Source organism: Micromonospora sp. M42 (genome assembly GCF_000568915.1).
GTDB lineage: Bacteria > Actinomycetota > Actinomycetes > Mycobacteriales > Micromonosporaceae > Micromonospora > Micromonospora chalcea.
This window is the reverse complement of record NZ_KK037233.1, coordinates 6,124,019-6,146,473: the sequence shown is the minus strand read 5'-3', so window position 1 is coordinate 6,146,473 and position 22,455 is coordinate 6,124,019. Positions and strand designations below refer to the sequence as shown.

At 73.0% G+C, this 22,455-nt stretch carries 20 protein-coding genes and 2 pseudogenes; 6 read left to right on the top strand and 16 right to left on the bottom strand.

Translation table 11 applies throughout. From position 1 onward, the window contains the following. Window positions 1-46: 46 nt before the first annotated feature. From MCBG_RS28460 to MCBG_RS28445, 4 genes and pseudogenes are all read right to left on the bottom strand, one after another. Window positions 47-1,765: an urease subunit alpha gene (locus MCBG_RS28460; RefSeq protein WP_043329421.1), complete on the bottom strand. Its 1,719-nt coding sequence runs from the start codon at window positions 1,763-1,765 to the stop codon at window positions 47-49. Window positions 1,766-1,949: 184 nt separating this feature from the next. Beyond that, window positions 1,950-2,285: pseudogene (locus MCBG_RS28455) on the bottom strand (urease subunit beta); the annotation flags it as partial. 43 nt (window positions 2,286-2,328) lie between these two features. Further along, the gene (locus MCBG_RS28450; protein ID WP_013287657.1) at window positions 2,329-2,631 is read right to left on the bottom strand and encodes an urease subunit gamma; all 303 of its coding nucleotides are present in this window, start codon (window positions 2,629-2,631) and stop codon (window positions 2,329-2,331) included. Between the two features lie 93 nt (window positions 2,632-2,724). Further along, entirely contained in the window at window positions 2,725-2,964 is a 240-nt protein-coding gene (locus MCBG_RS28445; protein ID WP_043329419.1) for a hypothetical protein, read from the bottom strand. Window positions 2,965-2,979: 15 nt separating this feature from the next. On the opposite strand from MCBG_RS28445, the gene MCBG_RS28440 reads away from it, so the two are divergent. Then, entirely contained in the window at window positions 2,980-3,702 is a 723-nt protein-coding gene (locus MCBG_RS28440) for a YoaK family protein (protein WP_223201362.1), read from the top strand. Between the two features lie 3 nt (window positions 3,703-3,705). Here MCBG_RS28440 and proC read toward each other — a convergent pair whose 3' ends face one another. The 4 genes from proC to MCBG_RS28420 form a co-directional block, all read right to left on the bottom strand. After that, window positions 3,706-4,524, bottom strand: coding sequence for a pyrroline-5-carboxylate reductase (gene proC, locus MCBG_RS28435; protein WP_043331082.1), 819 nt, complete (start codon window positions 4,522-4,524; stop codon window positions 3,706-3,708). A gap of 78 nt (window positions 4,525-4,602) precedes the next feature. Next, window positions 4,603-5,631, bottom strand: coding sequence for a 6-phosphofructokinase (locus MCBG_RS28430; RefSeq protein WP_043331080.1), 1,029 nt, complete (start codon window positions 5,629-5,631; stop codon window positions 4,603-4,605). A gap of 179 nt (window positions 5,632-5,810) precedes the next feature. Next, window positions 5,811-6,314, bottom strand: coding sequence for a pyridoxamine 5'-phosphate oxidase family protein (locus MCBG_RS28425; protein ID WP_043329417.1), 504 nt, complete (start codon window positions 6,312-6,314; stop codon window positions 5,811-5,813). Between the two features lie 58 nt (window positions 6,315-6,372). Continuing rightward, window positions 6,373-6,876, bottom strand: a complete 504-nt coding sequence (locus tag MCBG_RS28420; protein WP_043329415.1) for a polyadenylate-specific 3'-exoribonuclease AS — start codon at window positions 6,874-6,876, stop codon at window positions 6,373-6,375. A 248-nt stretch (window positions 6,877-7,124) separates the two neighbouring features. Here MCBG_RS28420 and MCBG_RS28415 point away from each other — a divergent pair, with 248 nt between their 5' ends. Further along, the gene (locus tag MCBG_RS28415; RefSeq protein WP_013287664.1) at window positions 7,125-7,817 is read left to right on the top strand and encodes a Crp/Fnr family transcriptional regulator; all 693 of its coding nucleotides are present in this window, start codon (window positions 7,125-7,127) and stop codon (window positions 7,815-7,817) included. A gap of 62 nt (window positions 7,818-7,879) precedes the next feature. Here MCBG_RS28415 and MCBG_RS28410 read toward each other — a convergent pair whose 3' ends face one another. Then, a complete protein-coding gene (locus MCBG_RS28410) occupies window positions 7,880-8,122 on the bottom strand; it encodes a hypothetical protein (protein WP_043329413.1) in 243 nt (80 codons plus the stop codon). A gap of 59 nt (window positions 8,123-8,181) precedes the next feature. On the opposite strand from MCBG_RS28410, the gene MCBG_RS28405 reads away from it, so the two are divergent. Then, window positions 8,182-11,730: an ATP-binding protein gene (locus tag MCBG_RS28405; RefSeq protein ID WP_222948927.1), complete on the top strand. Its 3,549-nt coding sequence runs from the start codon at window positions 8,182-8,184 to the stop codon at window positions 11,728-11,730. A 3-nt stretch (window positions 11,731-11,733) separates the two neighbouring features. On the opposite strand, the gene MCBG_RS28400 is transcribed toward MCBG_RS28405, so the two are convergent. After that, window positions 11,734-12,429 (bottom strand): lysophospholipid acyltransferase family protein, encoded by a 696-nt coding sequence (locus MCBG_RS28400; RefSeq protein ID WP_043329411.1) that lies wholly within the window; start codon window positions 12,427-12,429, stop codon window positions 11,734-11,736. A gap of 186 nt (window positions 12,430-12,615) precedes the next feature. Here MCBG_RS28400 and MCBG_RS28395 point away from each other — a divergent pair, with 186 nt between their 5' ends. Both MCBG_RS28395 and MCBG_RS28390 read left to right on the top strand, forming a co-directional pair. Continuing rightward, complete coding sequence (locus MCBG_RS28395; protein WP_043329408.1) at window positions 12,616-13,455, top strand: DUF308 domain-containing protein; 840 nt, start codon at window positions 12,616-12,618, stop codon at window positions 13,453-13,455. A gap of 170 nt (window positions 13,456-13,625) precedes the next feature. Beyond that, window positions 13,626-15,044, top strand: a complete 1,419-nt coding sequence (locus MCBG_RS28390) for an alpha,alpha-trehalose-phosphate synthase (UDP-forming) (protein ID WP_043329406.1) — start codon at window positions 13,626-13,628, stop codon at window positions 15,042-15,044. Window positions 15,045-15,060: 16 nt separating this feature from the next. Here the strand turns inward: MCBG_RS28390 and MCBG_RS28385 are convergent. The 6 genes and pseudogenes from MCBG_RS28385 to MCBG_RS28360 form a co-directional block, all read right to left on the bottom strand. Then, window positions 15,061-15,887: pseudogene (locus MCBG_RS28385) on the bottom strand (alpha/beta hydrolase). Beyond that, entirely contained in the window at window positions 15,884-17,290 is a 1,407-nt protein-coding gene (locus MCBG_RS28380; RefSeq protein ID WP_043329402.1) for a flavin-containing monooxygenase, read from the bottom strand. The pseudogene MCBG_RS28385 and the gene MCBG_RS28380 overlap by 4 nt, the downstream one beginning before the upstream one ends. Before the next feature lie 340 nt (window positions 17,291-17,630). Beyond that, window positions 17,631-18,329, bottom strand: coding sequence for an endonuclease/exonuclease/phosphatase family protein (locus MCBG_RS28375; protein ID WP_043329399.1), 699 nt, complete (start codon window positions 18,327-18,329; stop codon window positions 17,631-17,633). A gap of 1 nt (window position 18,330) precedes the next feature. Further along, the gene (locus MCBG_RS28370) at window positions 18,331-19,278 is read right to left on the bottom strand and encodes an ROK family glucokinase (protein ID WP_030500161.1); all 948 of its coding nucleotides are present in this window, start codon (window positions 19,276-19,278) and stop codon (window positions 18,331-18,333) included. Window positions 19,279-19,351: 73 nt separating this feature from the next. Next, entirely contained in the window at window positions 19,352-19,987 is a 636-nt protein-coding gene (locus MCBG_RS28365) for a hypothetical protein (RefSeq protein WP_043329396.1), read from the bottom strand. A 38-nt stretch (window positions 19,988-20,025) separates the two neighbouring features. Beyond that, a complete protein-coding gene (locus MCBG_RS28360) occupies window positions 20,026-20,481 on the bottom strand; it encodes an SRPBCC family protein (protein ID WP_043329393.1) in 456 nt (151 codons plus the stop codon). Window positions 20,482-20,647: 166 nt separating this feature from the next. Between MCBG_RS28360 and MCBG_RS28355 the strand changes: the two genes are divergently transcribed. Then, complete coding sequence (locus MCBG_RS28355) at window positions 20,648-22,447, top strand: AMP-dependent synthetase/ligase (RefSeq protein ID WP_043331076.1); 1,800 nt, start codon at window positions 20,648-20,650, stop codon at window positions 22,445-22,447. Window positions 22,448-22,455: the final 8 nt, after the last annotated feature.

Below are 22,455 nucleotides of genomic sequence, written 5' to 3'. Positions count from 1 at the left end.
ACGCGACCCCGCCGCCGGCCCGGCCGGGGGCGGGTGCCGCGCCGGGTCAGCTGAAGAAGTAGAGCTGGCTGAGGGGAAGGTTCTTGGCCGCCGGCACCGTGGCGTGCACGCCGTCCATCTTCACGGCGAAGGTCTCCGGGTCGACCTCGAGCTTCGGCGTACGGTCGTTGCGCACCATGTCGCGCTTGGTCAGGTTGCGGCAGCCGTAGACCGGCATGACCTGCCGTTGCAGGCCGAGCTGTTCGGCCACACCGGACTCGTGCGCGGCCCGGGACACGAACGTCACGCAGTTCTTGGCGAGCTGGGAGCCGGTGGCGCCGAACATGGGCCGGTAGTAGACCGGCTGCGGGGTGGGCAGCGAGGCGTTCGGGTCGCCCATGATCGACCAGGCGATCATGCCGCCCTTGAGCACCATCTTCGGCTTCGTGCCGAAGAACGCGGGCTCCCAGAGCACCAGGTCGGCGAGCTTGCCCGGGCTGACCGAGCCGATGACGTGCGAGACGCCCTGGGTGATCGCCGGGTTGATGGTCATCTTGGCGACGTAGCGCAGGACGCGGAAGTTGTCGTTGGCGTCGGAGTCCTCGGCCAGCTTGCCGCGGGCGTTCTTCATCTGCCCGGCGAGCTGGACGGTGCGCAGCCAGGTCTCCCCCACCCGGCCCATGGCCTGCGAGTCGCTCTGCATCATCGAGATGACGCCCTCGTCGAGGAGCACGTCCTCGGCGGCGATGGTCTCGGTGCGGATCCGGCTCTCCACGAAGGCGACGTCCGAGGGCACCTTCGGGTTGAAGTTGTGGCAGACCATGATCATGTCGTACAGCTCGGACTGGCTGTTGATGCCGTACGGCACTGTGGGCGTGGTCGACGCGGGCAGGACGTTCATCTGGCCGGCGACCTTGATGATGTCCGGCGCGTGCCCGCCGCCCGCGCCCTCGGTGTGGAACGTGTGGATGGTCCGGCCCTCGAAGGCGGCGATGCTGTCCTCGATGTAGCCGCTCTCGTTGAGCGTGTCGGTGTGGATGCTGATCTGGACGTCGTACTCGTCGGCGACGGCCAGGCAGGACCGGATCACCGCGGGCGGCGCGCCCCAGTCCTCGTGGATCTTGAAGCTGGGCACCCCGGCCATGATCTGCTCGACCAGGGGCGCCCGGCCGCTGCTGTTGCCCTTGCCCAGCAGGCCGATGTTGATCGGCAGGTTCTCGAAGGCCCGCATCATGTTGTGGATGTTCCACGGGCCGGGCGTGATGGTGACGCCGTTGGTGCTGTCGCTGGGCCCGGTGCCGCCGCCCCACAGGGTGGTGACGCCGTTGCTGAGCGCGGCGTACACCTGCTGCGGAGTGACCAGGTGGACGTGCGCGTCGATGCCGCCGGCGGTCAGGATCAGGTGCTCACCGGAGATCGCGTCGGTGCCCGGCCCGGTCACCAGGCCCGGGGTCACCCCGTCCATGATGTTGGGGTTGCCGGCCTTGCCGATCCCGGCGATCCTGCCGTCCTTGATCCCCACGTCCGCCTTGACCACGCCGAGCAGCGCGTCGACGATTGTCACGTTGGTGATCACCAGATCCACCACGCCCTCGGCGCTGGTGGCCTGGCTGGCACTGCCCATGCCGTCGCGCAGGGTCTTGCCACCGCCGTACATCACCTCGTCACCGAGGACCCGCAGGTCCTTCTCGATCTCGATGTAGAGGTCGGTGTCACCCAGCCGGATCTGGTCGCCCGTGGTCGGGCCGTACATTCCGGCGTATTCCTGCCGTGAGATCTGACTCATGCGTTATCGCTCCAGCTCTGGCGCGTCTGAGAGTGGCGGGCTACTTGCCCTTGCCCTTGCCTTGGTCCTGACCCTTGCCCTGGTCCTGGTCCTGCGACGTGGTCTTGAAGCCGCGCGTCTGGGCCTGGTGGAGCGCCTCGGCCCGGTCCGGCCGGTATCCGGGGATCGGCCCGTCGCCGGTCCAGCCCTGGACCAGTCCGTTGAAGCCGTACACCCGCTGGGAACCGCCGTACGGGATCAGTTGCACTGTCTTGCGGTCGCCGGGCTCGAACCGGATCGAGGTCGTGGCCGGGATGTTCAGCCGCTTGCCGAACGCCGCCGGGCGGTCGAACTCCAGGAAACGGTTGGCTTCGAAGAAGTGGAAGTGGGAGCCGACCTGGATGGGCCGGTCACCGGTGTTGTGCACGACCACCTCGGTCACCGGCCGCCCGGCGTTGAGTTCCAGAGGTTGGTCGCTGAGCTTGTAGCCGCCGATGGGCCGAAGGTGCTTGGAGTTCGGTCCCGGGTGTTGCTTCGCCATGTCGCCCCCGCTCTGCCGGAGACCGTGGCCTCCGGTCGCTGCTCTACTGGATGGGTGAGTGGACGGTGATCAGCCGTGACCCGTCGGTGAACACCGCTTCGACCTGGAGCATCGGGATCATGTCCGCCACGCCGGGGATCACGTCGTCGGCCGTGAGCACGTGGCTGGCGTCGTTCATGACCTCCTCGACGGTCTTGCCCTCGCGCGCGCCCTCGAGCGCCGCGGCGCAGATCACCGCCACGGCCTCGGGGTGGTTGAGCTTGACCCCGCGCGCCTTGCGGGCGTTGGCGACCATCGCCAACGAGTGGATCGTCAGCTTGTCGAATTCCTTCGGCGTGAGATGCACTTCGCGATCCCTTCGTCCGCACGCTTTGTACGGTTTCAGCTATTCCGTCACGGTAAGAGCGGTTTAGTCGCGCCGCAGCCGTTCAGGGAGATTTCAGGAACCGGCGTGCGCCCGCCGCCGGTCGTAGTCGGCGGCGATCAGCGCGAACACGCCCGAGCGACCGAGCGCGTCGAGCAGGCTCAGGAAGAACTGCGTGATCAGGTACCCGGCGCCCCAGCCGCCGGCCGCGCGTTCGGTCGCCGCGTTGCGAAGCGCCCTAAACCCTACATATGCGACATATAGTAGGTTCGCCGCGGTGGCCCGACAGCGAAGCTGCCGGGGCTGCTCCTGCACACGGACGGGGGACGGGTGAACCGGTCGGCGCCGTACGACCCCGCGGACTCCTACCGCGAGTTCCGGCGCCCGCTCGCGGCGCTGGTGCTCGCCGTCGTCACCGCCGGCGCGCTGGACTCCTTCGCGTTCCTGCGATACGGCGCGTTCGTCGCCAACCAGTCCGGAAACGCCATCTTCCTCGGCATGGGGCCCGCCGGCGGGCACTCCACGTGGCCGGTCTCCGCGGCCTCGATCGTCGCGTTCGCCACCGCCGCCGGGCTGGTCAGCCTGCTCCGCGGCCGCACCGGGCCGACGTCGGCGCCGCTGGTGGACATCGCGGTCACCGAGGCCGCCATGATCGTCTGGGCGGCGCTCAACCTGGCGCTCGCGTACGGCCGGGACGGCACGGCGTCCCGGGTTCTGCTCGCCGCCGCCGGCGCGGCCGCCATGGGCAGCCTGACCACGCTGGCGAGCCGTACCACGGGGATCGCCACGCCGATCACCTACCAGTCGGGCACCACGACCAAGACCGGTGAGCGGGCCGCCCGCTGGCTGCTCGGCCCCGCCGCCGGCCGGGCCCGGGCCCGGCGGGGCACCCTGCTCGGGCTGCTCGCCCTGGTCAGTTACAGCGTCGGTGGCGCGGTCGGCACGCTCGCCCAGCACCGGCCCCGCTGGGTGCCACTGTGGGGGACGCTCGCCCTGGCCGTGCTGATCCTGCTGCTCCGGCGGCATCCGCGGCCGGCGTCGCGTCGCGGCTGAGCGTCAGTCCGCCTGCGCGGCGAGTTCCCGGGCCCGGTCCCGGGCCGCCTCCAGCGCCGCCAGCATGGCCGCGCGTACGCCGTGGTTCTCCAGCTCGCGGACCGCGGAGATGGTGGTGCCGGCCGGCGAGGTGACCGCCTCGCGCAGCTTCACCGGGTGCTCGCCGGAGTCGCGCAACATCACCGCCGAACCGATCGCGGTCTGCACGATCAGCTCGTGCGCCACCTGACGCGGCAGGCCGAGCAGGATCCCCGCGTCGATCATGGCCTCGACCAGCAGGTAGAAGTAGGCGGGGCCGGAGCCGGAGAGCGCGGTGACCGCGTCCTGCTGCGACTCGGGCACCCGCACGGTCGAGCCGAGCGGGGAGAACATCTCCTCCGCCAGGGCCAGGTGCTCGCCGGTGGCGTACGCGCCCGCCGAGATGGCGCTCATCGCCTGGTCGACGAGCGCCGGGGTGTTGGTCATCACCCGGACCACAGGGGTGCCCTCTGGCAGCCGTCGGTTGAAGAACGCCGTCGGCAGGCCGGCGCAGAGCGAGATGACCAGCTTGTCCGCCGGCACCTTCGGGCCGATCTCGTCCAGCAGCGCGGCGGCGTCCTGCGGCTTGACCGACACCGCGAGCACCTCGGCCTCGGTCACCGCGGTGAGGTTGTCCACCACCCGTACGCCGTAGCGGTCGGCCAGCTCCTTCGCCCGGGCCGGGCGGCGCGCGGTGGCGAGCAGCCGCTCCACCGGCCAGCCGGAGCGCAGCAGCCCGGACAGCATCAGCTCACCGATCTTGCCGGCGCCGATCACCGCGACCGTGTGCACCTCGCGTGCCATCAGCCGTACCCCTTCCCGGGTCACGTGGGCGTGGCGTGGCGGGCCGGATCACCGGCCCGCCACGCCGTGCGCCGTCGATCAGCTGCCGAAGAAGACCTCGGCCTCGGCGTACCGCTCCAGCGGCACGGTCTTCAGCTCGCGGGTGGCGTCGGCCAGCGGGACCCGGACGATGTCAGTGCTCTGCATCGCGACCATCTTGCCCCAGTCGCCCTCGTTCGCGGCGTCGATCGCGTGGAGGCCGAGCCGGGTGGCGAGCACCCGGTCGAACGCGGTCGGCGTGCCGCCGCGCTGGATGTGGCCGAGCACCACGGTGCGGGCCTCCTTGCCGGTCTTCGCCTCCAGCTGCTCGGCGAGCCACTGGCCGATGCCGCCCAGGCGGACGTGGCCGAACGCGTCCAGCTCCTGGTTGTGCAGCACCATCTGGCCGTCCAGCGGCTGGGCGCCCTCGGCGACCACGACGATCGGGGCGTACTGGTGCTGGAAGCGCTTCTCGACGTAGCCGGCGACCTGCTCGACGTCGAACTGCCGCTCCGGCAGCAGGATCACGTTGGCGCCACCGGCGAGGCCGGCGTGCAGCGCGATCCAGCCGGCGTGCCGGCCCATGACCTCGACCACGAGCGTGCGGTGGTGGCTCTCCGCGGTGGTGTGCAGCCGGTCGATCGCCTCCATCGCGATGTTCACCGCGGTGTCGAAGCCGAACGTGTAGTCGGTGGCGCCCAGGTCGTTGTCGATCGTCTTCGGCACGCCGATGACGTGGACGCCCAGCTCGTGCAGCTTGGTGGCGACGCCGAGCGTGTCCTCGCCGCCGATCGCGATCAGCGCGTCCACGCCCTGGGCGGCCAGGTTCTCCTTGATCCGCTCCACGCCGTTCTCGATCTTGAACGGGTTGGTGCGGGACGAGCCGAGGATGGTGCCGCCGCGGGGCAGGATGCCGCGCACCTCGGGGATGCCCAGCGGCTTGGTCAGGCCCTCGAGCGGGCCCTTCCAGCCGTCCCGGAAGCCCACGAACTCGTGACCGTAGGTGGCGACGCCCTTGCGGACCACCGCCCGAATCACCGCGTTGAGACCTGGGCAGTCGCCGCCGCCGGTGAGCACGCCGATACGCATGATCTGCTCATCCTCCTGGAGCATCAGGTGAAGCCCGGATAAGCCCCAGGATATGTGTCAGATCAGACCATCGGCGCCGTTGCCGGCCCGGGGCGGGCCGTCAGTGCGCACTGTAGTCGCCACAGGTGTACGCCGACACCGCACCCCGGGCCGTTCCGGACGACGGACGGCCCTACCCGTCAGTAGCTGACCTCGTGGTTCTCCCCCGCCTTCGGCGGCTTGCCGGTCACCGCCGCCCTGGCGAACCCGAGCAGGTTCACCACTGTGCTGCCGGGCGAGTCCCAGTACTCCGCCGAGCCGGCGTGCACCTTGATCAACGTGATCCCCGGCGTGTCCAGACCGTCCGGGAACCACACCTTGAGCAGCGGGTTCCACAGCTCCTTCGCCCGCTCGGGGTCCCACTCCTCGGTGGCGGTGCCGGCCACCGACACCCAGGCGTGGTGGCGCTGGTCGGAGAAACCGACGTTCACCTGGGGGTTGACCCGGATCTGCCGCACCTTCGCCGAGTCGGCGTATGCGAAGAACCACAGGTCCCCGTCGAACTCCGCCTCCTGCAGCCCCATCGGGCGGCTGACCAGACGACCGTCCACGCCGGTGGTGGTGAGCAGGCAGATCCGGGCGTCCCGGATCAGCTCGGTGACCCGGCGGCGGGCGTCCGCGGCGCTTGTCGGCTCATGGCTCATGGGGCACTCCTGTCTCGGATCGGCGTAGATGCCGCTCCCGTGCCCTGGGCGGAACCGGTCAAACCTCCCGCGCCGTCATCGCCCGCCACCGTGCCAGGTTGTGCCGGGCGTCGACGAGCGCGTCGTGCCGGTCCGCCTCGGCGTCCGGCAGCCTGGGACGCCCCCGGTCGTCCCAGAGCTGGCGCAGCTCCTTGGTGAACCGGGGGATCTCCCGGGGCAGCGCCGGCATCGCGCCCCAGAGCTGGGCCAGCACGACGTGGTCGTACGCGGCGTACCAGGCCCACAGCTCCAGCTGCTCGCCCGGCCGGTCCCGCACCGGCTCCAGCAGGAAGTCGTGCAGGTCGTCACGGATGCGCGCGCGCGAGCGCCAGGCCCGGTCGGCCGGCGAGGGGAGCTTGTCCAGCACGTTGCGCCGCACCCAGGGCACCGCCCGGGAGTCGTCGAACTCGGTGGAGACCGCGTAGAACTCGCGGCCGTACTCGTCGACGACGCCGATCGACACCAGGTCGACGATCCGGCCGTCCTCGATGAATTCGCAGTCGTAGAAATAGCGGTAGACCATCGCCCTCATCCTCGCCCATCACCGCCGGGGACCGCCCGCCGGGGCGTCCGCCGAGGTCGGCGGCGTGCCGGACACGGCCGGGCCATGGTCACGGAAGTGTCTCCGGGGGTGTACAGCACGCGACGGGACCGTCATGATCTGATGTGTACCGCCGTCGGGCGCCGAACCGGTTGAGCTGCCTTCGTACCGGGACTGACAGCTTCACCCGGTGTGCGAGTCGTGACTTCTGACCGGGGAGGGGTTGAGCCGTGGAGTCTCGCCTGCCGGAGCCGGGTGACGCGCTCACGGGCGTGGAGATGTTCGCCGGGCTCGAGCCGGAGGTGCGGCAGCGGGTCATCGCCGCGGCCGTACCGCGCACCTACCGCAAGGGGCAGCTGCTCTTCGTCGAGAACGACCCCGGCGAGTCGCTGATCGTCCTGCGCCGCGGCGCGGTCGCGGTGTTCCGTACCGCGCCGACCGGCGAGCGCGCGGTGCTGTCGGTGATCCGACCCCCGGACGTGCTCGGCGAGGTGTCCCTGTTGGACGCCTCCACCCGGTCCGCCTCGGCCGAGGCGATCGAGGACTGCGCCGCGCTGGCGCTGTCCCGGCCCGCCTTCATGGAGCTGGTGCACTCCAACCCGCGCATCCTGGACGCGGTGATGCGCTCGCTCGGCCAGCTGATCCGCCGGCTCACCGAGCAGAACGCCGACCACGTCTTCCTCGACCTGCCCGGCCGAGTGGCCAAGACGCTGGTCCGGCTGGCCGGCGAGAGCCAGGCCCCGATGATCACCATCGAGCTGAACCAGAGCCAGCTCGCCGAGATGGCCGGCGGCTCGCGGCAGAGCGTCAACCAGGCCATCGGCTCGTTCGCCAGCCGGGGCTGGCTGCGTACCGAAGGGCGCCGCATCGTGGTCACCGACGTGGCCGCGCTGCGCCGCCGGGCCGGCATGAACGACCGCTGAGCCACGACGACGCGGGGGCCGGCGGTCGTCCCGCCGGCCCCCGCGTCGTCGTGGTCGGACCGTCAGTCCTTGTCGCTGTCGGCCGGGGGCGCGCTCGGGCCCGGGCCGATCTTCGAGGGGTCGGTCTTCTTCGGCGGGGTCGTCGTGGTGGTCGTGGTCTCGGTCGATCCGCTACCCGCGGGCTGCTCCACCATTCCTTTTTCCTCCAGTTCGGCGAGGGTTACGGCGTCCACGTCGACCGTGTCGCCGACGGCCCACACCGTCCCCCGTGGATCGGTCCATGAGGCGGACAGCCGGACGTGCACGGCAATCTCCCTGTCGACGGGACTTCCTGCTAGGGGAGACTAGACCCGGCCGAACAGCCGTGACGTCCCGCCGACCCGTCGGGTACCCGACTGCGGCGGCCGCGCGGGACACTGGGGACCTCACGCGTACGGAGCCGGACATCGACCTCACCTGTGGACACTGCGCCCGGACCGCCGGGCCGGACGACCGTTTCTGCGGCGGGTGCGGCCGTCCGCTGGCGGCGTCCTGCCCGGGCTGCGGGCACGCCAACGACACCGGCGCGAACTTCTGCACCAACTGCGGTCAGCCGCTGCGCGACCACGCGGTGGCGGTACAGGAGGACCGCCGGCAGGTCAGCGTGCTCTTCATCGACATCGTCGACTTCACCACGTACGCCGAGCGGGCCGATCCGGAGCAGGCACGCAGCCTGCAACAGGTCTACTTCGCCACGGTGCGCCGGCTGGTGCACCAGTACGGCGGCGTGGTGGAGAAGTACATCGGCGACGCCGTCATGGCGCTGTTCGGCGCGCCGGTGGCCACCGACAACGACGCGCTGCGCTGCGTACGCGCCGGGCTGGAGCTGCAGCGCAGCCTGGCCCGCCAGCCGGCCGGGCCGCACCCGCCGCTGGGTTTCCGGGTCGGCATCGCCACCGGCGAGGCCCTCGTCGACCTGGCCGCGGCGCGCGACGGCGGCCAGGCGTTCGTCACCGGCGACGTGGTGAACACCGCCAGCCGGTTGCAGGCGCTCGCCCCGGTCGGCGGCGTGGTGGTCGACGAGAGCACGTGGGCGGCCACCCGGCGCGAGATGGAGTACGCGGACCAGCCGCCGGTGACGTTGCGCGGCCGGTCCACGGTGAGCCGGATCTGGCTGGCCGTGCGGGCACGGCCCCGGCGCGACGGGCAGACCGCCGAGCTGACCCCGATGGTCGACCGGGACCACGAGCGGGGCCTGCTGGTCAGCGCGTTGCACCGCACGCTGACCGAGCGCACCTCGCAGTTGCTCACCGTCTTCGGCCCGGCCGGGGTGGGCAAGAGCCGGCTGCTGCGCGAGCTGGCCCGGCACGCCGCCAGCCTGCCCGGCGCCCGGGTCACCTGGCTGACCGGCCAGTGCCCGCCGTTCGGCGAGAACGTCACCTACGCCGCGCTCGCCGACATCGTCCGCAGCTGGGCCGGGCTGACCGGCGCCGACGACCCGGCCACCGTCCGGGACCGGCTGCGCGAGCGGCTGGGCCGCCTCGCCGAGCCGCACGCGGTACGGCTGGCCGAGGCGCTGGGCCCGCTCGTCGGCGTCTCCGGCGAACGGCTCACCTCGGCCGAGACCGAGGCGGCGTGGCGGCGCTTCCTGCTCGCCCTGGCCGCGACCGGCCCCACGGTGCTCGTCTTCGAGGACATGCACTGGGCCGACGAGGCGATGCTGTCCTTCGTCGAGCAGCTCGGCGCGGCGGCGCGCAACGTGCCGCTGCTCGTCGTCGCGACCGCCCGGCCGGAGCTGCGCGAGCGGCACCCGGCCTGGACCGGCACGATCAGCGGGGCGATGTCCATCTCGGTGCCGCCGATGCACGACGGGGACATCGACACGCTCTACTCGCTGCTGCTCGGCCAGGCCACGCTGCCGCAGGACGCGCGGGCGCCGCTGATCGAGTTCGCCGACGGCAACCCGCTCTACGCCCAGGAGTACGCGCGGATGCTGCTCGACGGCGGGCTCGCCGAGCGGACCGCCGGGCTCGCGCTCGTCGACCCGGCCGGGGTCGCCGGGATGCCGCGTACCGTGCAGGCGGTCATCGCCAACCGGCTGGACCTGCTCGACCCGGCCGACCGCGCGGTGCTCCAGGCCGCCTCGGTGGTGGGCGTGCAGTTCTGGGCGGCGCCGGTGGCGCTGGCGCTCGGCCGCCCGACGGAGTGGGTCGAGCGCGCGCTGCACCACCTCCAGCGCCGGGACCTGGTCTACGAGCTGCCCGTCTCGACCATGCCCGGCCAGGCCGAGTACCGGTTCCGGCACGTGCTGGTCCGGGACGTCTGCTACCAGCGGCTGCCCCGGGCCGAGCGGGTCGCCCGGCACCAGCGCACCGCCGACTGGCTGGAGCAGCTCGCCGACGGCCGGCAGCACGACCGGGCCGAGGTGCTGGCCAACCACAGGTGGGCGGCGCACGAGATCGCCCGTACCGTCGGGCTGGACCAGGCCCCGCACGCCGCCGCGACCCGGTCCGCGCTGCACCGGGCCGCCCGCCGGGCGTACGAGCTGCACGCGCTGGAGACCGCTGCCACGCTCGTGGAGCGCGCGCTGAGCGTGGAGTGCGGACCGGACCCGGCGCTGGAGCTGTTCCAGGCCGAGCTGGCGTTCTACCGGGACCGCGACGGGTTCCTCGACGGCGGCGGGACCGCGCTGCTCACCACGCTGGCCGGCCGGCTGGCCGACGCCGGTGACCGGCCCGGCGCGGCGAAGGCGTGGCGGCTGCTGGCCACGGCGGCCTTCGCCCGGGCCGACCGCTCGGAGCTGATGCGCTGCCTGGATCAGGCGATCGGGCTGCACGCCACGCTGCCGGACAGCGAGGACAAGGTGGGCGTGCTGCTGGAGCTGGCCCGGGCGCACATGCTGGACGCGGAGACCGAGCCGGCGTGCGTGGCCGCGCGCAGCGCCGCCGAGCTGGCCGAGCGGCTGGGGCTGCCCGAGGCGCGGGCGAACGCGCGCATCACGCTCGCCGTGGTCCGCTACCAGGCCGGCGCCGAGGAGGCGTACGCGGAGCTGGCCGAGGTGACCGAGGAGTGCCGGGTGGAGCGGCTGACCAGCCGCCGCCGCGCGGTGCACAACCTGGCCTGGGTGCTGCAGGAGGAGGGCGACCTGACCGGCTCGGCCCGGCTGGTCGACGAGCAGCGGTCACTGGACCTGGCCGGCGAGCACGCGCTGACGGTGAGCTTCAGCGACCAGTGGGCCCACTCGTACTACAGCGGGGACTGGACGGCGGCGCTGCGGATGGCCGAGGGGTCGACGCGACGCCCGACCGACGAGTGGGACCTGCACATCGTGGCAGTGTCCGGCTGGATCCGGGCGCTCGGCGACGACCCGGCCGGCCCGGGCGCCGGCGAGGACCTGGTGGACCAGGCGCTCGTCGCGGCCCGGCGCAGCGGCTTCCAGCGCGTGCTGCGCTCCACGCTGGCGCACGCCGCGCTCTGCCGCGCCGTGCAGGGCCGCCGGGACGAGGCGATGGCGCTGCTCACCGAGCTGGACGAGGACTGGCGGCAGACCAAGATGATCCCGTTCGCCGAGTGGGTGCCGGCGGTCGGTCACGTCGCCGCGCTGCTCGGCGGCGACGCCGCGGAGCTGGTGCGCGACCTGCTGGCCCACGCGCCACGGGTGACCCGCTGGGCGCGGGCGGCCGGGGGGTCGGCCGAGGCGGCGCTGGCCCGGCGGGCCGGGGACGCCGCGCGGGCGGGCCGGCTGCTCACCACCGCCGCCGAGGGGTACGCGGAGATGACCGACGTGACCGACCAGATGATCGCGTCCGCGCTGGCGGTCGGGCCGTTGACCGAGGCGGACCCGCCGGCCGCGGCGGCGACGCTGGCCCGGGTACGCGCGTTCGCCGGCCGGCACGCCGCCGGTGGGCTGCTGCGGATCGCCGGGGCGGGCTGAGGGTCAGGCCGGTACCGGCTGGCGCGCCCCGGCGCCCTTGGCCTTCTGCGCGTACGTGTCGACGTACTCGCGGCCGGACAGCTCCATCAGCTCGTACATGATCTCGTCGGTGACGGCCCGTTCGACGAACCGGTCACCGGCCATCCCGGCGTAGCGGGAGAAGTCCAGCGGCGGCCCGAACCGGATCCGCACCCGGCCCAAGTTGGGGATGATCTGGCCGGTCGGCTGGATGGCGTCGGAGTTGAGCATGGCCATCGGGACCACCGGGGCGCCGCTCTCCAGCGCCAGCCGCGCCACCCCGGTCTTGCCCCGGTAGAGCCGGCCGTCCGGCGACCGGGTGCCCTCCGGGTAGATGCCGGCGATGCCGCCGGCCCGCAGCACCGACAGCTGGGTGTCGAGGGCGGCACGGGCGGCCCGGCCGCCGGAGCGGTCGACCGGGATGGTGCCGGAGCCGACGAAGAACATCTTGGTGAGCCAGCCCTTGAGGCCCCTACCCGTGAAGTATTCGGCTTTGGCGATGAATGTGACTTTTCGCTTGACGATCAACGGAGTGAAGATCGAATCCGAGAAGGAGAGGTGGTTGCTGGCGAGGATCACCGGCCCGGTGTCCGGCACGTGCTCCAGTCCCTCGACCTGCGGGCGGAAGATCAGCCTCAGCAGCGGGCCGAGGATGATGTACTTCAGCAGCCAGTACAGCACCGGCGTCCTTCCCGTGTCGGTGGCGGCGGGCGGGTCGCCGCGTGGCCCCGGAGGCGCCGTCGGCGCCCGGAGGAGTCCGGGAAGAGGGTACGAACGACGAGCGGCACGCCACAACGCACTCCCGGAACCGGGTGCCGACGTGTCACGATTCAGGGCACGGGCAGGGATCGGCGAAGGGGGTGTCCGGTGTCAGGGGGCGGGCCCCGTCGGGGACGGCGGGACAACGGGCTCGACGCGGCCGAGTACGCGGTCGCGGGCGACGTCGATCCACGCGTCGGCGAGCACCTGCTCGACGTGCTCGCCGCCGGTGGCATCGCGGCCTACCTCCAGCCCTCGGCCGACCTGAACCCGGTGACCCGCACCACCACCGTCCCGGCCCGCCCGGTCGACCGGCTCTACGTCGACAGGTCGCACCTGACCACCGCCCGGGACTACCTCACCCAGCTCGCCGACGAGGGCGGCGGCGAGCAGCCGCGCGCCGACGAGCCGGACATCGAGGCCGAGTGGGCGAAGATCGTCGCCGGGTTCCACACCGCGCCGAGCGCCGGCAGCCACCCCTGGCCCGCGGCAGAGGACGTGGACGACCCACCCCCGCCGGGCGCCGCCGCCGGCAGCCGCCCCGAGGAGCCGGCCGGGCCGACCGCCACCGACGTGCGCCGGCTGCCGTACGCGGCCGACATCTCCGGCGTCTCGCTGAGCCGGGACCGGCACGACGAGCCCTCGCTGCTGGACGGCCTGGACACGTTCGGCGCCAACCTGCCCGACGAGGCGTCGGACGAGGAGCACTACACCCCGCCCCCGCCGCCGCCGCTGCCCCGCTTCTCCAAGTACGCGGTGCTCGGCGTGGCCTGCATCGTGCTCGGCTTCCTGCTGTTCCTGTCCCCCACCGTGGTGTCGCTGGTCGACCCGTCGGTGGTGACGCTGCTCGGCTTCTCCGGCATCCTGGCCGGTTTCGTGATGCTGATCTGGCGGCTGCGCCCCGGCGACCGGGACGACCACGACCCGGACGACGGCGCGGTCGTCTGAGGTCGCCGCCCGGCTCTGCCCGGATGGCGGGACGCCGCTCGCCCCTGGGCCGGGACGTAACAAGCGTGTAACTTACAGTCAGTAGGAATAGGCTGAACGTCACGTCCCGCACCGGCTGTCCGGCTTGCGTCTCTTCCGGGTCGCCGGTCCCCTGCTGAGCGGAATGCCCGATGCGACAGAGCCCCCTGGTGGTGGTGGCCAACCGCCTCCCCATCGACGACAGTGTGGCGCCCGACGGCGCCTTCGAGTGGCGCCGCAGCCCCGGCGGCCTGGTGAGCGCCCTGCACCCGCTGCTGCGGCAGACGCCCGCCACCTGGGTCGGCTGGGCCGGCGGCACCGGTCCCGCCCCCGCGCTGCCGGACGTGGACGGCGTCCGGATGCACACCGTCCCGTTGAGCGCCGAGGACTTCCGCGACCACTACGAGGGCTTCGCCAACGCCACCCTCTGGCCGCTCTACCACGACGCCGTCGAGCAGCCGGAGTACCACCGCCGGTGGTGGGAGGCGTACCAGCGGGTCAACCAGCGCTTCGCCGAGGCCGCGGCCGAGACGGCCGAGCCCGGCGGCCTGGTCTGGGTGCAGGACTACCACCTCCAGCTGGTGCCCGGCCTGCTCCGCGACCTGCGACCGGACCTGCGGATCGGCTTCTTCCTGCACGTGCCGTTCCCGCCGCCGGAGCTGTTCATGCAGTTGCCGCGCCGCGCCGAGCTGCTGCGCGGCATGCTCGGCGCCGACCTGATCGGCTTCCAGCGGGCCCAGGCCGCGCACAACTTCGCCCAGCTCGCCACCAAGGTGCTCGGCCTGCCCGCCACCGACCGGCGGATCGGCGTCGACGGCCGGGTGGTGCGCATCGGCGCCTTCCCGGTCGCCATCGACACCGCCGAGATGTCCGCGCTCGCGGCCCGCCCGGAGGTCGCCGAGCGGGCCCGCCGCCTGCGGCAGGACCTGGGCCAGCCGGAGCAGGTGATCCTCAGCGTCGACCGGATGGACTACACGAAGGGCATCGAGCAGCGGCTCAAGGCGTACCGCGAGCTGCTCGCCAGCGGCGACATCAAGGTCCGCGACACCGTGCTGGTGCAGGTGGCGGTGCCCAGCCGCGACCGGGTGGCGCAGTACCAGATCCTGCGGGACCGGGTCGAGCACCAGGTCGGGCGGATCAACGGCGAGTTCGGCCGGGTCGGCGAGCCGGCGATCCACTACCTCTCCCAGCCGTTCGACCGGGCCGAGCTGGTCGCGCTCTACCGCGTCGCGGACGTGATGGCGGTGACGCCGCTGCGCGACGGGATGAACCTGGTCGCGAAGGAGTACGTGGCGGCCCGGGTCGACGGCACCGGCGCGCTGCTGCTCAGCGAGTTCGCCGGCGCCGCCTCCGAGCTGGAGCAGGCGTACCTGGTCAACCCGCACGACCTCGACGGCCTCAAGCAGGGGCTGCTGGCCGCGCTGCGGGCCGGCCCGGAGGACGTGTCGGCGCGGATGCGCGCGATGCGCGACCATCTGGCGCGCAACGACATCCACGCCTGGGCGGCGTCCTACCTGAGCGCGCTGGAGGAGAGCGGGTCGCTCGCCGGCCGCCGCGCCGCAACCCGCTGAGCCGGCGCCCCGGCGCTCACCCCGCCGCGGACGCCGGGTCCTTGTCCAGCCAGTCCAGGATCGCGTCGATCGGCTCCCGCCAGCGGGCGTCGAGCATCAGGTCGTGCCCCATGCCGGGGAAGAGCAGCGGCGCGGAGGCGTACCGCTGGGCGGCCCGGATCAGCGCGGACGCCGGCACGACCCGGTCGTCCGGGCTGCCCAGCACCAGCACAGGTGGCCGGCCCACCGCCGGCTCCGGCCCCCGGCCGGTCAGCAGCTGCCACTGCGCCCGCCGCCCGGCCCGGCCCAGCCGGGCCAGGTGCCGCCGAGCGTCGGCGTCGGGCATCTCCCGGCTGAACAGCTGCCGCCGGTGCAGCCGCAGCCCGGCGCCGAAGACCGCCGGCAGGGTCCCGGCCGGATTGCGCCGCAACGCCGTGCCGAACGTCGCCCAGCCGGCGAGCACCGGCGCCACCAGCACCGCGGCCCGCGCCGGGTAGCGGGCCAGCGCGTGCGCCACGACCCGGGCGCCGGCGCCGTGCCCCACCAGCACCGCCTGCCGCGGCAGGCTCGCCGCCACCTGCGTCACGTCATGGGTGTACGAGCGCAGCGTCGCCTCCGGCGCCGGCTCGCTGCCCACAAAAACAGAGCAGGGTAAAGCGCGTAAACCGGGTTAAAAAGACCGGCGGCGTGCCCCAGCCAGAGCTCGGCGAACGCCCACGCGCCGTGGCCGAAGCCGGGCACGAACAGCAGCGGCGGCTTCGCCTCCTCCCGCTCGGGTACGGCGGCGAGCACCTCCCGGCGGGCGGGCCGCTCCGGCCGGGCCCACTCCCAGGACCGGACCACCCGCACACGCTCAACCGTCATTTGACACCCTCCAGCTCGTGCAGCGCCCGCTGGAGCGCACGCAGGTAGTCGGCGTGCCCGACCTCGAACCAGTGCCGGGTGCTGTCCTTGACCTTGGCCGAGTACCGCTCGCCGAGGCCCGCGCGGACCTTGCGTTCGAACGCGGCGGCCCGCTCCGGCCGGGTGGCGCGCAGCGTGAGCAGCCGGGCGAACAGCACGCTCTGCCAGTGCGAGATGGGGAAGATGCCGGAGTCCGGCTGCACCAGGCCGACCACGGCGAGCGTGGGATACCCGGCGGTGAACGCGTTGAGCCACAGCCGGGGCCGCCCGGACCCGTCCTCGTCGCCGAGCACCTGTCCCTTGAGGAACTCGAAGCGCGGCAGGTAGCCGGTGGCGAAGACGACCAGCTCCGGGTCGATGCGCCGGCCGTCGGTCAGCTCGACCGCACGGTCGTCGAACCGGGCCACGTCCGGCACCGGCGTGACCTCGCCGTGCCCGACGTAGTAGACGAGCTGGCTGTTGGCGATCGGGTGCGTCTCGTAGACGCGGTGGTCGGGCTCGGGCATGCCGAACCGGGTCAGGTCGCCGACGGTCAGCCGCAGCGTCCAGTGGTAGAGCCACTGCCGGACCCGCAGCGGCACCCGCAGCGCCAGCAGCGTGTCGTTCACCTGGTCGGCGGGGCGGCCGAGGACGTACTTCGGGGCGTACCAGTAGCCGCGCCGGGTGGAGTGCCAGCAGTGCGACGCCTGCTGGGCCGCCTCGACCGCGATGTCGCAGCCGGTGTTGCCGGCGCCCACCACCAGCACCCGCTTGCCGCGCAGCTGCGCCGGGTCCTTGTAGGACGAGGCGTGCATGACCTCGCCCCGGAACTGCTCCAGCCCTTCGTAGCGGGGCAGCTTCGGCGACCAGTTGTGCCCGTTGGCGAGCACCACGGCGGCGTACCGGGAGGTGCGTTCGGGGCCGTAGCCGCCGGTGCTGCGCGTGGTCACGTCCCACCGGTCCCCCTCGACCGGCTCGACCCGGACCACCTCGGTGCCGAACCAGACGTGCTGGCGCAGGTCGAAGTGGTCGGCGTACCGCTCGAAGTAGGACAGCAGCTGGCTGTGGTGCGGGTAGTCCGGCCAGTCGTCCGGCATCGGGAAGTCGGGGAACTGGGTGAACGGCCGGGACGAGATCAGGTGCGTGCTGGCGTACACCGGGCTGCGGTCGTGCCGCCAGTTCCAGGCGCCGCCGACGCCTGTCTCCCGCTCGTAGCAGTCCACGCCGAAGCCGGCCTCGCGGAGGTTCTTGACGGCGGTCAGGCCGCTGGCGCCGGCGCCGATGACGCAGACCGTGTCACCCCGGTCGGAGACCGGGCGTTCGGCACGGCTCGATGCGACCGTGGAGTCCGGATCGGGGTGGCCGGGGTCGGTGGAGGAGGACACCGCGAAATCCTGCCGAGAATGCCAGCGGTTGTCCAGCCACCGATTTCGCCGCCGCCCACCCGCTCGACTCGCTTGACACAGCGTCACCACGGGCCCGGTCACCGAGCGTGAATGGACCGGCCGCGCCGGAGGCGTACCTCGTGCGCCCTTTGCTCTGCCGCCACGGACGCGGCACCGGCGGGAACTGGCCTGACGCCTCTCGGCCGGCCGGCCGGGAGGCGGCCGCCGATCACGACGGGTAACTGATGCGCATGTGGCGGCAGAGCAAAGGCGGCGAAGCGGTTGTCCTGCCGGCCGCCGGGTCCGTGACCGTGCGTCACGGCCGGCGGGTCCGCGGCCGTCAGGCGGTGGGCAGCAGCAGGTCCACCAGGACCGGGAAGTGGTCGCTGGCGCGACGGGTCAGCGGCGTGTCCACCACGTCGTAGTCGACCACTGTGATCCGGGGGTCGACGAACAGCGCGTCGATGCGGCGGCGCGGGTCGGCGCAGGAGAACGTGTGCCGGTCGGCCCGGTCGGCGGCCAGCGCCGCGTCGGTGAGCCCCTCGGCGACCGTCCGCCAGGCCGGCCCGTCCGGGCCCTCGTTGAGGTCCGCGCCGGCCACCACGGGCAGCGTGGACGCGGCCAGCTCCCGCTTGAACGCGGCCGCCTGCGCGGGCCGCTCGGCCGGGTCGGTGGACAGGTGCGAGCCGGCCAGCAGCACGTCGACGCCGCCGACCCGGCAGCGCGCGTACGCGGCGCCGCGCATGTGCCGCCCCGGCGTCAGCGGATACCGCTGGCAGCTGGTTTCGGTGACCCGCACCCGCAGGCTGGTCAGCAGCACGTTGCCCAGCGACGGCAGGCCACCGGCCGCCACCACCATGCCGAACGACTCGGCGAGCGCGGCGCACTTCTGCCGCCACCGAAACCGGCGCGGTCCCTCCTGGACGATCACCACGTCCGGCTCCGCGCCCCGGACCACCTCGGCCAGCGCGGCGGTGTCGTCCCGCTGGCCGTGGACGTTGTACGACAGCACCCGCAGCGGCACACCCGAGTCCGTCATGTCAGATCCGCCGGGCCAGGTCGGCGGCGCCGATCACACCTGCGGTGTTGCCCAGCTCGGCCGGGCGTACCTCGGCGACGGGCAGGCGGCTGCGCTGGGCCAGCGCCTCGGCGAACGACCGGCGGGTCGGGCCGAGCAGCAGGTCACCGGCGTCGATCACGCCGCCGCCCACCACCAGCACCTGCGGGTCGAGGATCTGCGCCATGTCCGCGAGGCTGGTGCCGAGCCAGCGGCCGACCTGGGCGAACGCCTCGGTGGAGACCGGGTCGCCGCCCTTGGCCGCGGCGGTCACCATCGGGCCGGTGATCGACTCGGCCTCGCCGTCGGCCAGCTCCAGCAGCGCGGTGGCCCGGTGCGGCTCCTGCCGGGCGGCGGCGCGGGCGAAGCGGACCAGGGCGCTGCCGCTGGCGTACTGCTCGATGCAGCCCAGCCGGCCGCAGCCGCACTGGTGGCCGTCCGGCACGGTGAGCATGTGCCCCAGCTCGGCGGCGATGCCGTTGGCGCCGCGGACCAGGCCGCCGCCGAGCACGATGCCGCCGCCGACGCCGGTGCCGATGGTGAACATGACCATCGAGTCGTCGGCGTCGCGGGCCGCACCGTAGCGGAACTCCGCCCACGCGGCCACGTTCCCGTCGTTCTCCACGATCACCGGCAGGCCGGTGGCGTCCCCGACGTACGTGCGCAGCGGCTCGTCCCGCCAGGCCAGGTTCGGGGCGAACAGCACGGTGGAGCGGGAGGCGTCGATCCAGCCGGCGGCGCCGATGCCGACCGCCTCGACGGCGTGCCCGGCGGCCAGTTCGGTGACCACCTCGATGATGACGTCGCGGGTCTTGGCCACGTCGTCGGCGGGGGTGTCCCGTCGCGTCTGCACGAGTACCGTGCCGGCGTCGTCCACGACACCGCCGGCCACCTTCGTGCCACCGACGTCGACTCCGATGGTCAGCGTCACCGCTGCCACTCCCCTCTGCTGTGCTGCCCGGGGACCGGCCGAACCAGCCGTACGGTCCCGGGATGTCCGGTGGTCAGGCCCCGTCGCCTGGTGCGTCCGCGCCCACCTCTCCGGACGCCCGCGAGGCGGGCACCACGGGACGGCCGGCCGGTGGCCGGCTCGTCGCCGGCTCCGGCGGCCCGGCGGCGTCGGCGGCGGCACCCGAATCGGCCGCGCCCTCCCCCCGGGTGGCGGCGGACCACACGTCCTGCTCGGGTGCCGGCTGAGAATCATGCCCGGTACGGGTCGCCTCGCGCCACACGTGGTCCCCGGATCCGTCCGCCGCGGCGGTGCCGTCGTCGGCGGTTCGCTCCGGCTCGGCGGGGGTGAACGCGCGCAGCAGGCTCGCCACGCCGGCCGCCAGGTCCCCGGCGCCGGTGGCGAGCCGCTCGGCGAATTCCGGACTCGGGTCGCGCAACGCGGCGATACCGCGACAGACGGGGCAGACACAGCATTCCGGCGAGCCGGTGGCGAAACCGGCGGGCGCGGGCGTCTCCGGAGCGGGCCCGGCGCCGGGCGGGGTGTGACCGAGGACACCGGAGAGGATCCCACCGAGCGGACCCCAGGCGCCGGAGCCGGGCGCCGCGGCGGCCATCTTCGCGCCGGCGAGCAGGGTGGCGACGAGGCGCTCGGCCTCTTCCCGGGCCGAACCCGGATCAGTGGTGCCCATGGTTCGGCTCCTCCAGCGTGACTACCGGGACGGTCGGGTCAGTGCGCCGCACCGGGTGCTTCTACCCGGCGCTTGAGCTGCTTCAACGCCGTATCCATGATCATTTTCTCGGCCTTGCGGCGGAACATGCCGAGCATCGCCACGGACAGCTCCACCTCCAGCGTGTAGGTCACCGTGGTCGTCCCGTCCGGGTTGCCCACCAGGTCGTACGACCCGCGCTGGGACCGCTGCATCTTCGACGGGGCGACCAGGCGCCACTCGATCCGGGAGATGTCCTCGGCGTACTCGTAGGCCAGCACGTACTCGTCGGCCAGCACGCCCGCGTCGAGGGTGAACCGGACCTGGCTGGCATAGCCGTCCTCGTACTCCTCGATCACCTCGGCCTCGCGTACCGCCTCGGTCCACTCGGGGTAACTGGGGAAGTCGCAGATGACGGCCGCCACCCGATCCGGTGACGCGCCGATGATGATCGACTGGGTGGAGGAGTCCGCCATGGGGGGAGGCTACCCGGCCGCGTCCCGCCCGGCGCCGCTCCACCCGCCGACGGGCCTCCCACCAGCCGGTCGGCCAACCTCCCTGGCCGACCCCCCGGGGTGTGCGGGTAGGTTTCGACAGAGCCGACCAGGCCGGCCCCCGCCGGTAGAGCACGAGGGAGTGCAGGTGCGCGAGTTCTCCGTCCCGCCGATCGTCACCGTCGGCGACGCGGCCAACCTGACCGACCCGGTCTGGGAAAACGCCGAGGTCGCCCCGGACACCGTGCAGTTCGTCCGTCCCGGCGCGGGGACGGCGCGCGAGGAGGTGACCTGCCGGCAGTTCCGCGACGAGGTGGTCGCGGTGGCCCGGGGCCTGATCGCGGCGGGCGTCTCCCCCGGCGACCGGGTCGGCCTGATGAGCCGCACCCGCTACGAGTGGACCCTGTTCGACTACGCGATCTGGGCCGCCGGCGCGGTCACCGTGCCGATCTACGAGACCTCCAGCGCCGAGCAGGCCGCCTGGATCCTCGGCGACTCCGGCGCCGTCGCCGTGGTGGTGGAGAGCACCGCGCACGCCACCCTGGTCGCCGGCGTCCGGGACCGGCTGCCCGAGCTGCGCGAGGTCTGGCAGATCGAGCTGGGCGCGGTGGACGACCTGGTCACCGCCGGCGAGGCGGTGGACCCGGCCGAGGTCGAGACGCGCCGCTCCATGCTCAAGGCCGGCGACGTCGCCACGATCATCTACACCAGCGGCACCACCGGCCGGCCGAAGGGCTGCGTGCTGACCCACCGCAACATCTACACCGACATCGCCAACGCGGTGCCGGTGCTGCCGAACCTGTTCCGCCCGGGCGCCTCGACGCTGCTGTTCCTGCCGCTCGCGCACGCCTTCGCCCGGCTCATCCAGGTCGGCGTGGTGCACGCCCGGGCCACCATGGCGCACTGCGCGGACACCAAGAACCTGGTCGCCGAGCTGCAGGACGTCAAGCCGACGTTCGTGCTCTCCGTACCCCGGGTCTTCGAGAAGGTCTACAACGGCGCGCGGCAGAAGGCCGAGTCCGAGGGGAAGGGCAAGATCTTCGACCGGGCGGAGAAGGTCGCCATCGCCTGGAGCGAGGCGCAGGAGCTGCCCGGCGGTCCCGGCCTGGGCCTGCGCGCGCAGCACGCCCTCTTCGACAAGCTGGTCTACCGCAAGCTGCGGGCGGCGATGGGCGGCCGGTGCCGCGACGCCATCTCCGGCGGCGCGCCGCTGGGCGCGCGCCTCGGGCACTTCTTCCGCGGCATCGGGGTGACCATCTGCGAGGGGTACGGCCTGACCGAGACCTCCCCGGCCGCCGCCGCGAACCTGCCCACCGGCACCCGGATCGGCACCGTCGGCCGCCCGCTGCCCGGCGTCACCATCCGGATCGAGGACGACGGCGAGGTCCTCATCGCCGGCGACATCGTCTTCCAGGGCTACTGGCACAACGAGGCGGCCACCGCCGAGGCGATCAGCGCCGACGGCTGGTTCCGCACCGGCGACCTCGGGCACCTCGACGAGGACGGCTACCTGAGCATCACCGGCCGCAAGAAGGAGATCATCGTGACCGCCGGCGGCAAGAACGTCGCCCCGGCGGTGCTGGAGGACCAGGTCCGGGCGCACCCGCTGATCAGCCAGTGCGTAGTGGTCGGCGACCGGCAGCCGTTCATCGCCGCGCTCGTCACCATCGACGAGGAGGCGCTGCCGAAGTGGCTCGCCGCGCAGGGCCGCCCGGACACCACGAGCATCGCCGAGCTGCGCGAGGACGCGACGCTGCGCGCCGAGGTGCAGGGCGCGATCGACCAGGCCAACCAGGCGGTCTCCAAGGCCGAGGCGATCAAGGTGTTCCGGATCCTGCCGCAGGACTTCACCGAGACCACCGGTGAGCTGACCCCGTCGCTGAAGGTCAAGCGGCAGGTCGTGCACAAGACGTACGCCTCGGAGATCGCGGAGATCTACCAACGCTGACTACGATC

Excerpts from the sequence above, each read along its gene's own strand:
- MCBG_RS28425 (WP_043329417.1), bottom strand. The coding sequence starts at position 6,314 with ATGAGCCATGAGCCGACAAGCGCCGCGGACGCCCGCCGCCGGGTCACC.
- MCBG_RS28360 (WP_043329393.1), bottom strand. The coding sequence starts at position 20,481 with ATGGCGGACTCCTCCACCCAGTCGATCATCATCGGCGCGTCACCGGAT.
- MCBG_RS28420 (WP_043329415.1), bottom strand. The coding sequence starts at position 6,876 with ATGGTCTACCGCTATTTCTACGACTGCGAATTCATCGAGGACGGCCGG.
- MCBG_RS28375 (WP_043329399.1), bottom strand. The coding sequence starts at position 18,329 with ATGACGGACTCGGGTGTGCCGCTGCGGGTGCTGTCGTACAACGTCCAC.
- MCBG_RS28460 (WP_043329421.1), bottom strand. The coding sequence starts at position 1,765 with ATGAGTCAGATCTCACGGCAGGAATACGCCGGAATGTACGGCCCGACC.
- MCBG_RS28365 (WP_043329396.1), bottom strand. The coding sequence starts at position 19,987 with ATGGGCACCACTGATCCGGGTTCGGCCCGGGAAGAGGCCGAGCGCCTC.
- MCBG_RS28430 (WP_043331080.1), bottom strand. The coding sequence starts at position 5,631 with ATGCGTATCGGCGTGCTCACCGGCGGCGGCGACTGCCCAGGTCTCAAC.
- MCBG_RS28390 (WP_043329406.1), top strand. The coding sequence starts at position 13,626 with ATGCGACAGAGCCCCCTGGTGGTGGTGGCCAACCGCCTCCCCATCGAC.
- proC (WP_043331082.1), bottom strand. The coding sequence starts at position 4,524 with ATGGCACGCGAGGTGCACACGGTCGCGGTGATCGGCGCCGGCAAGATC.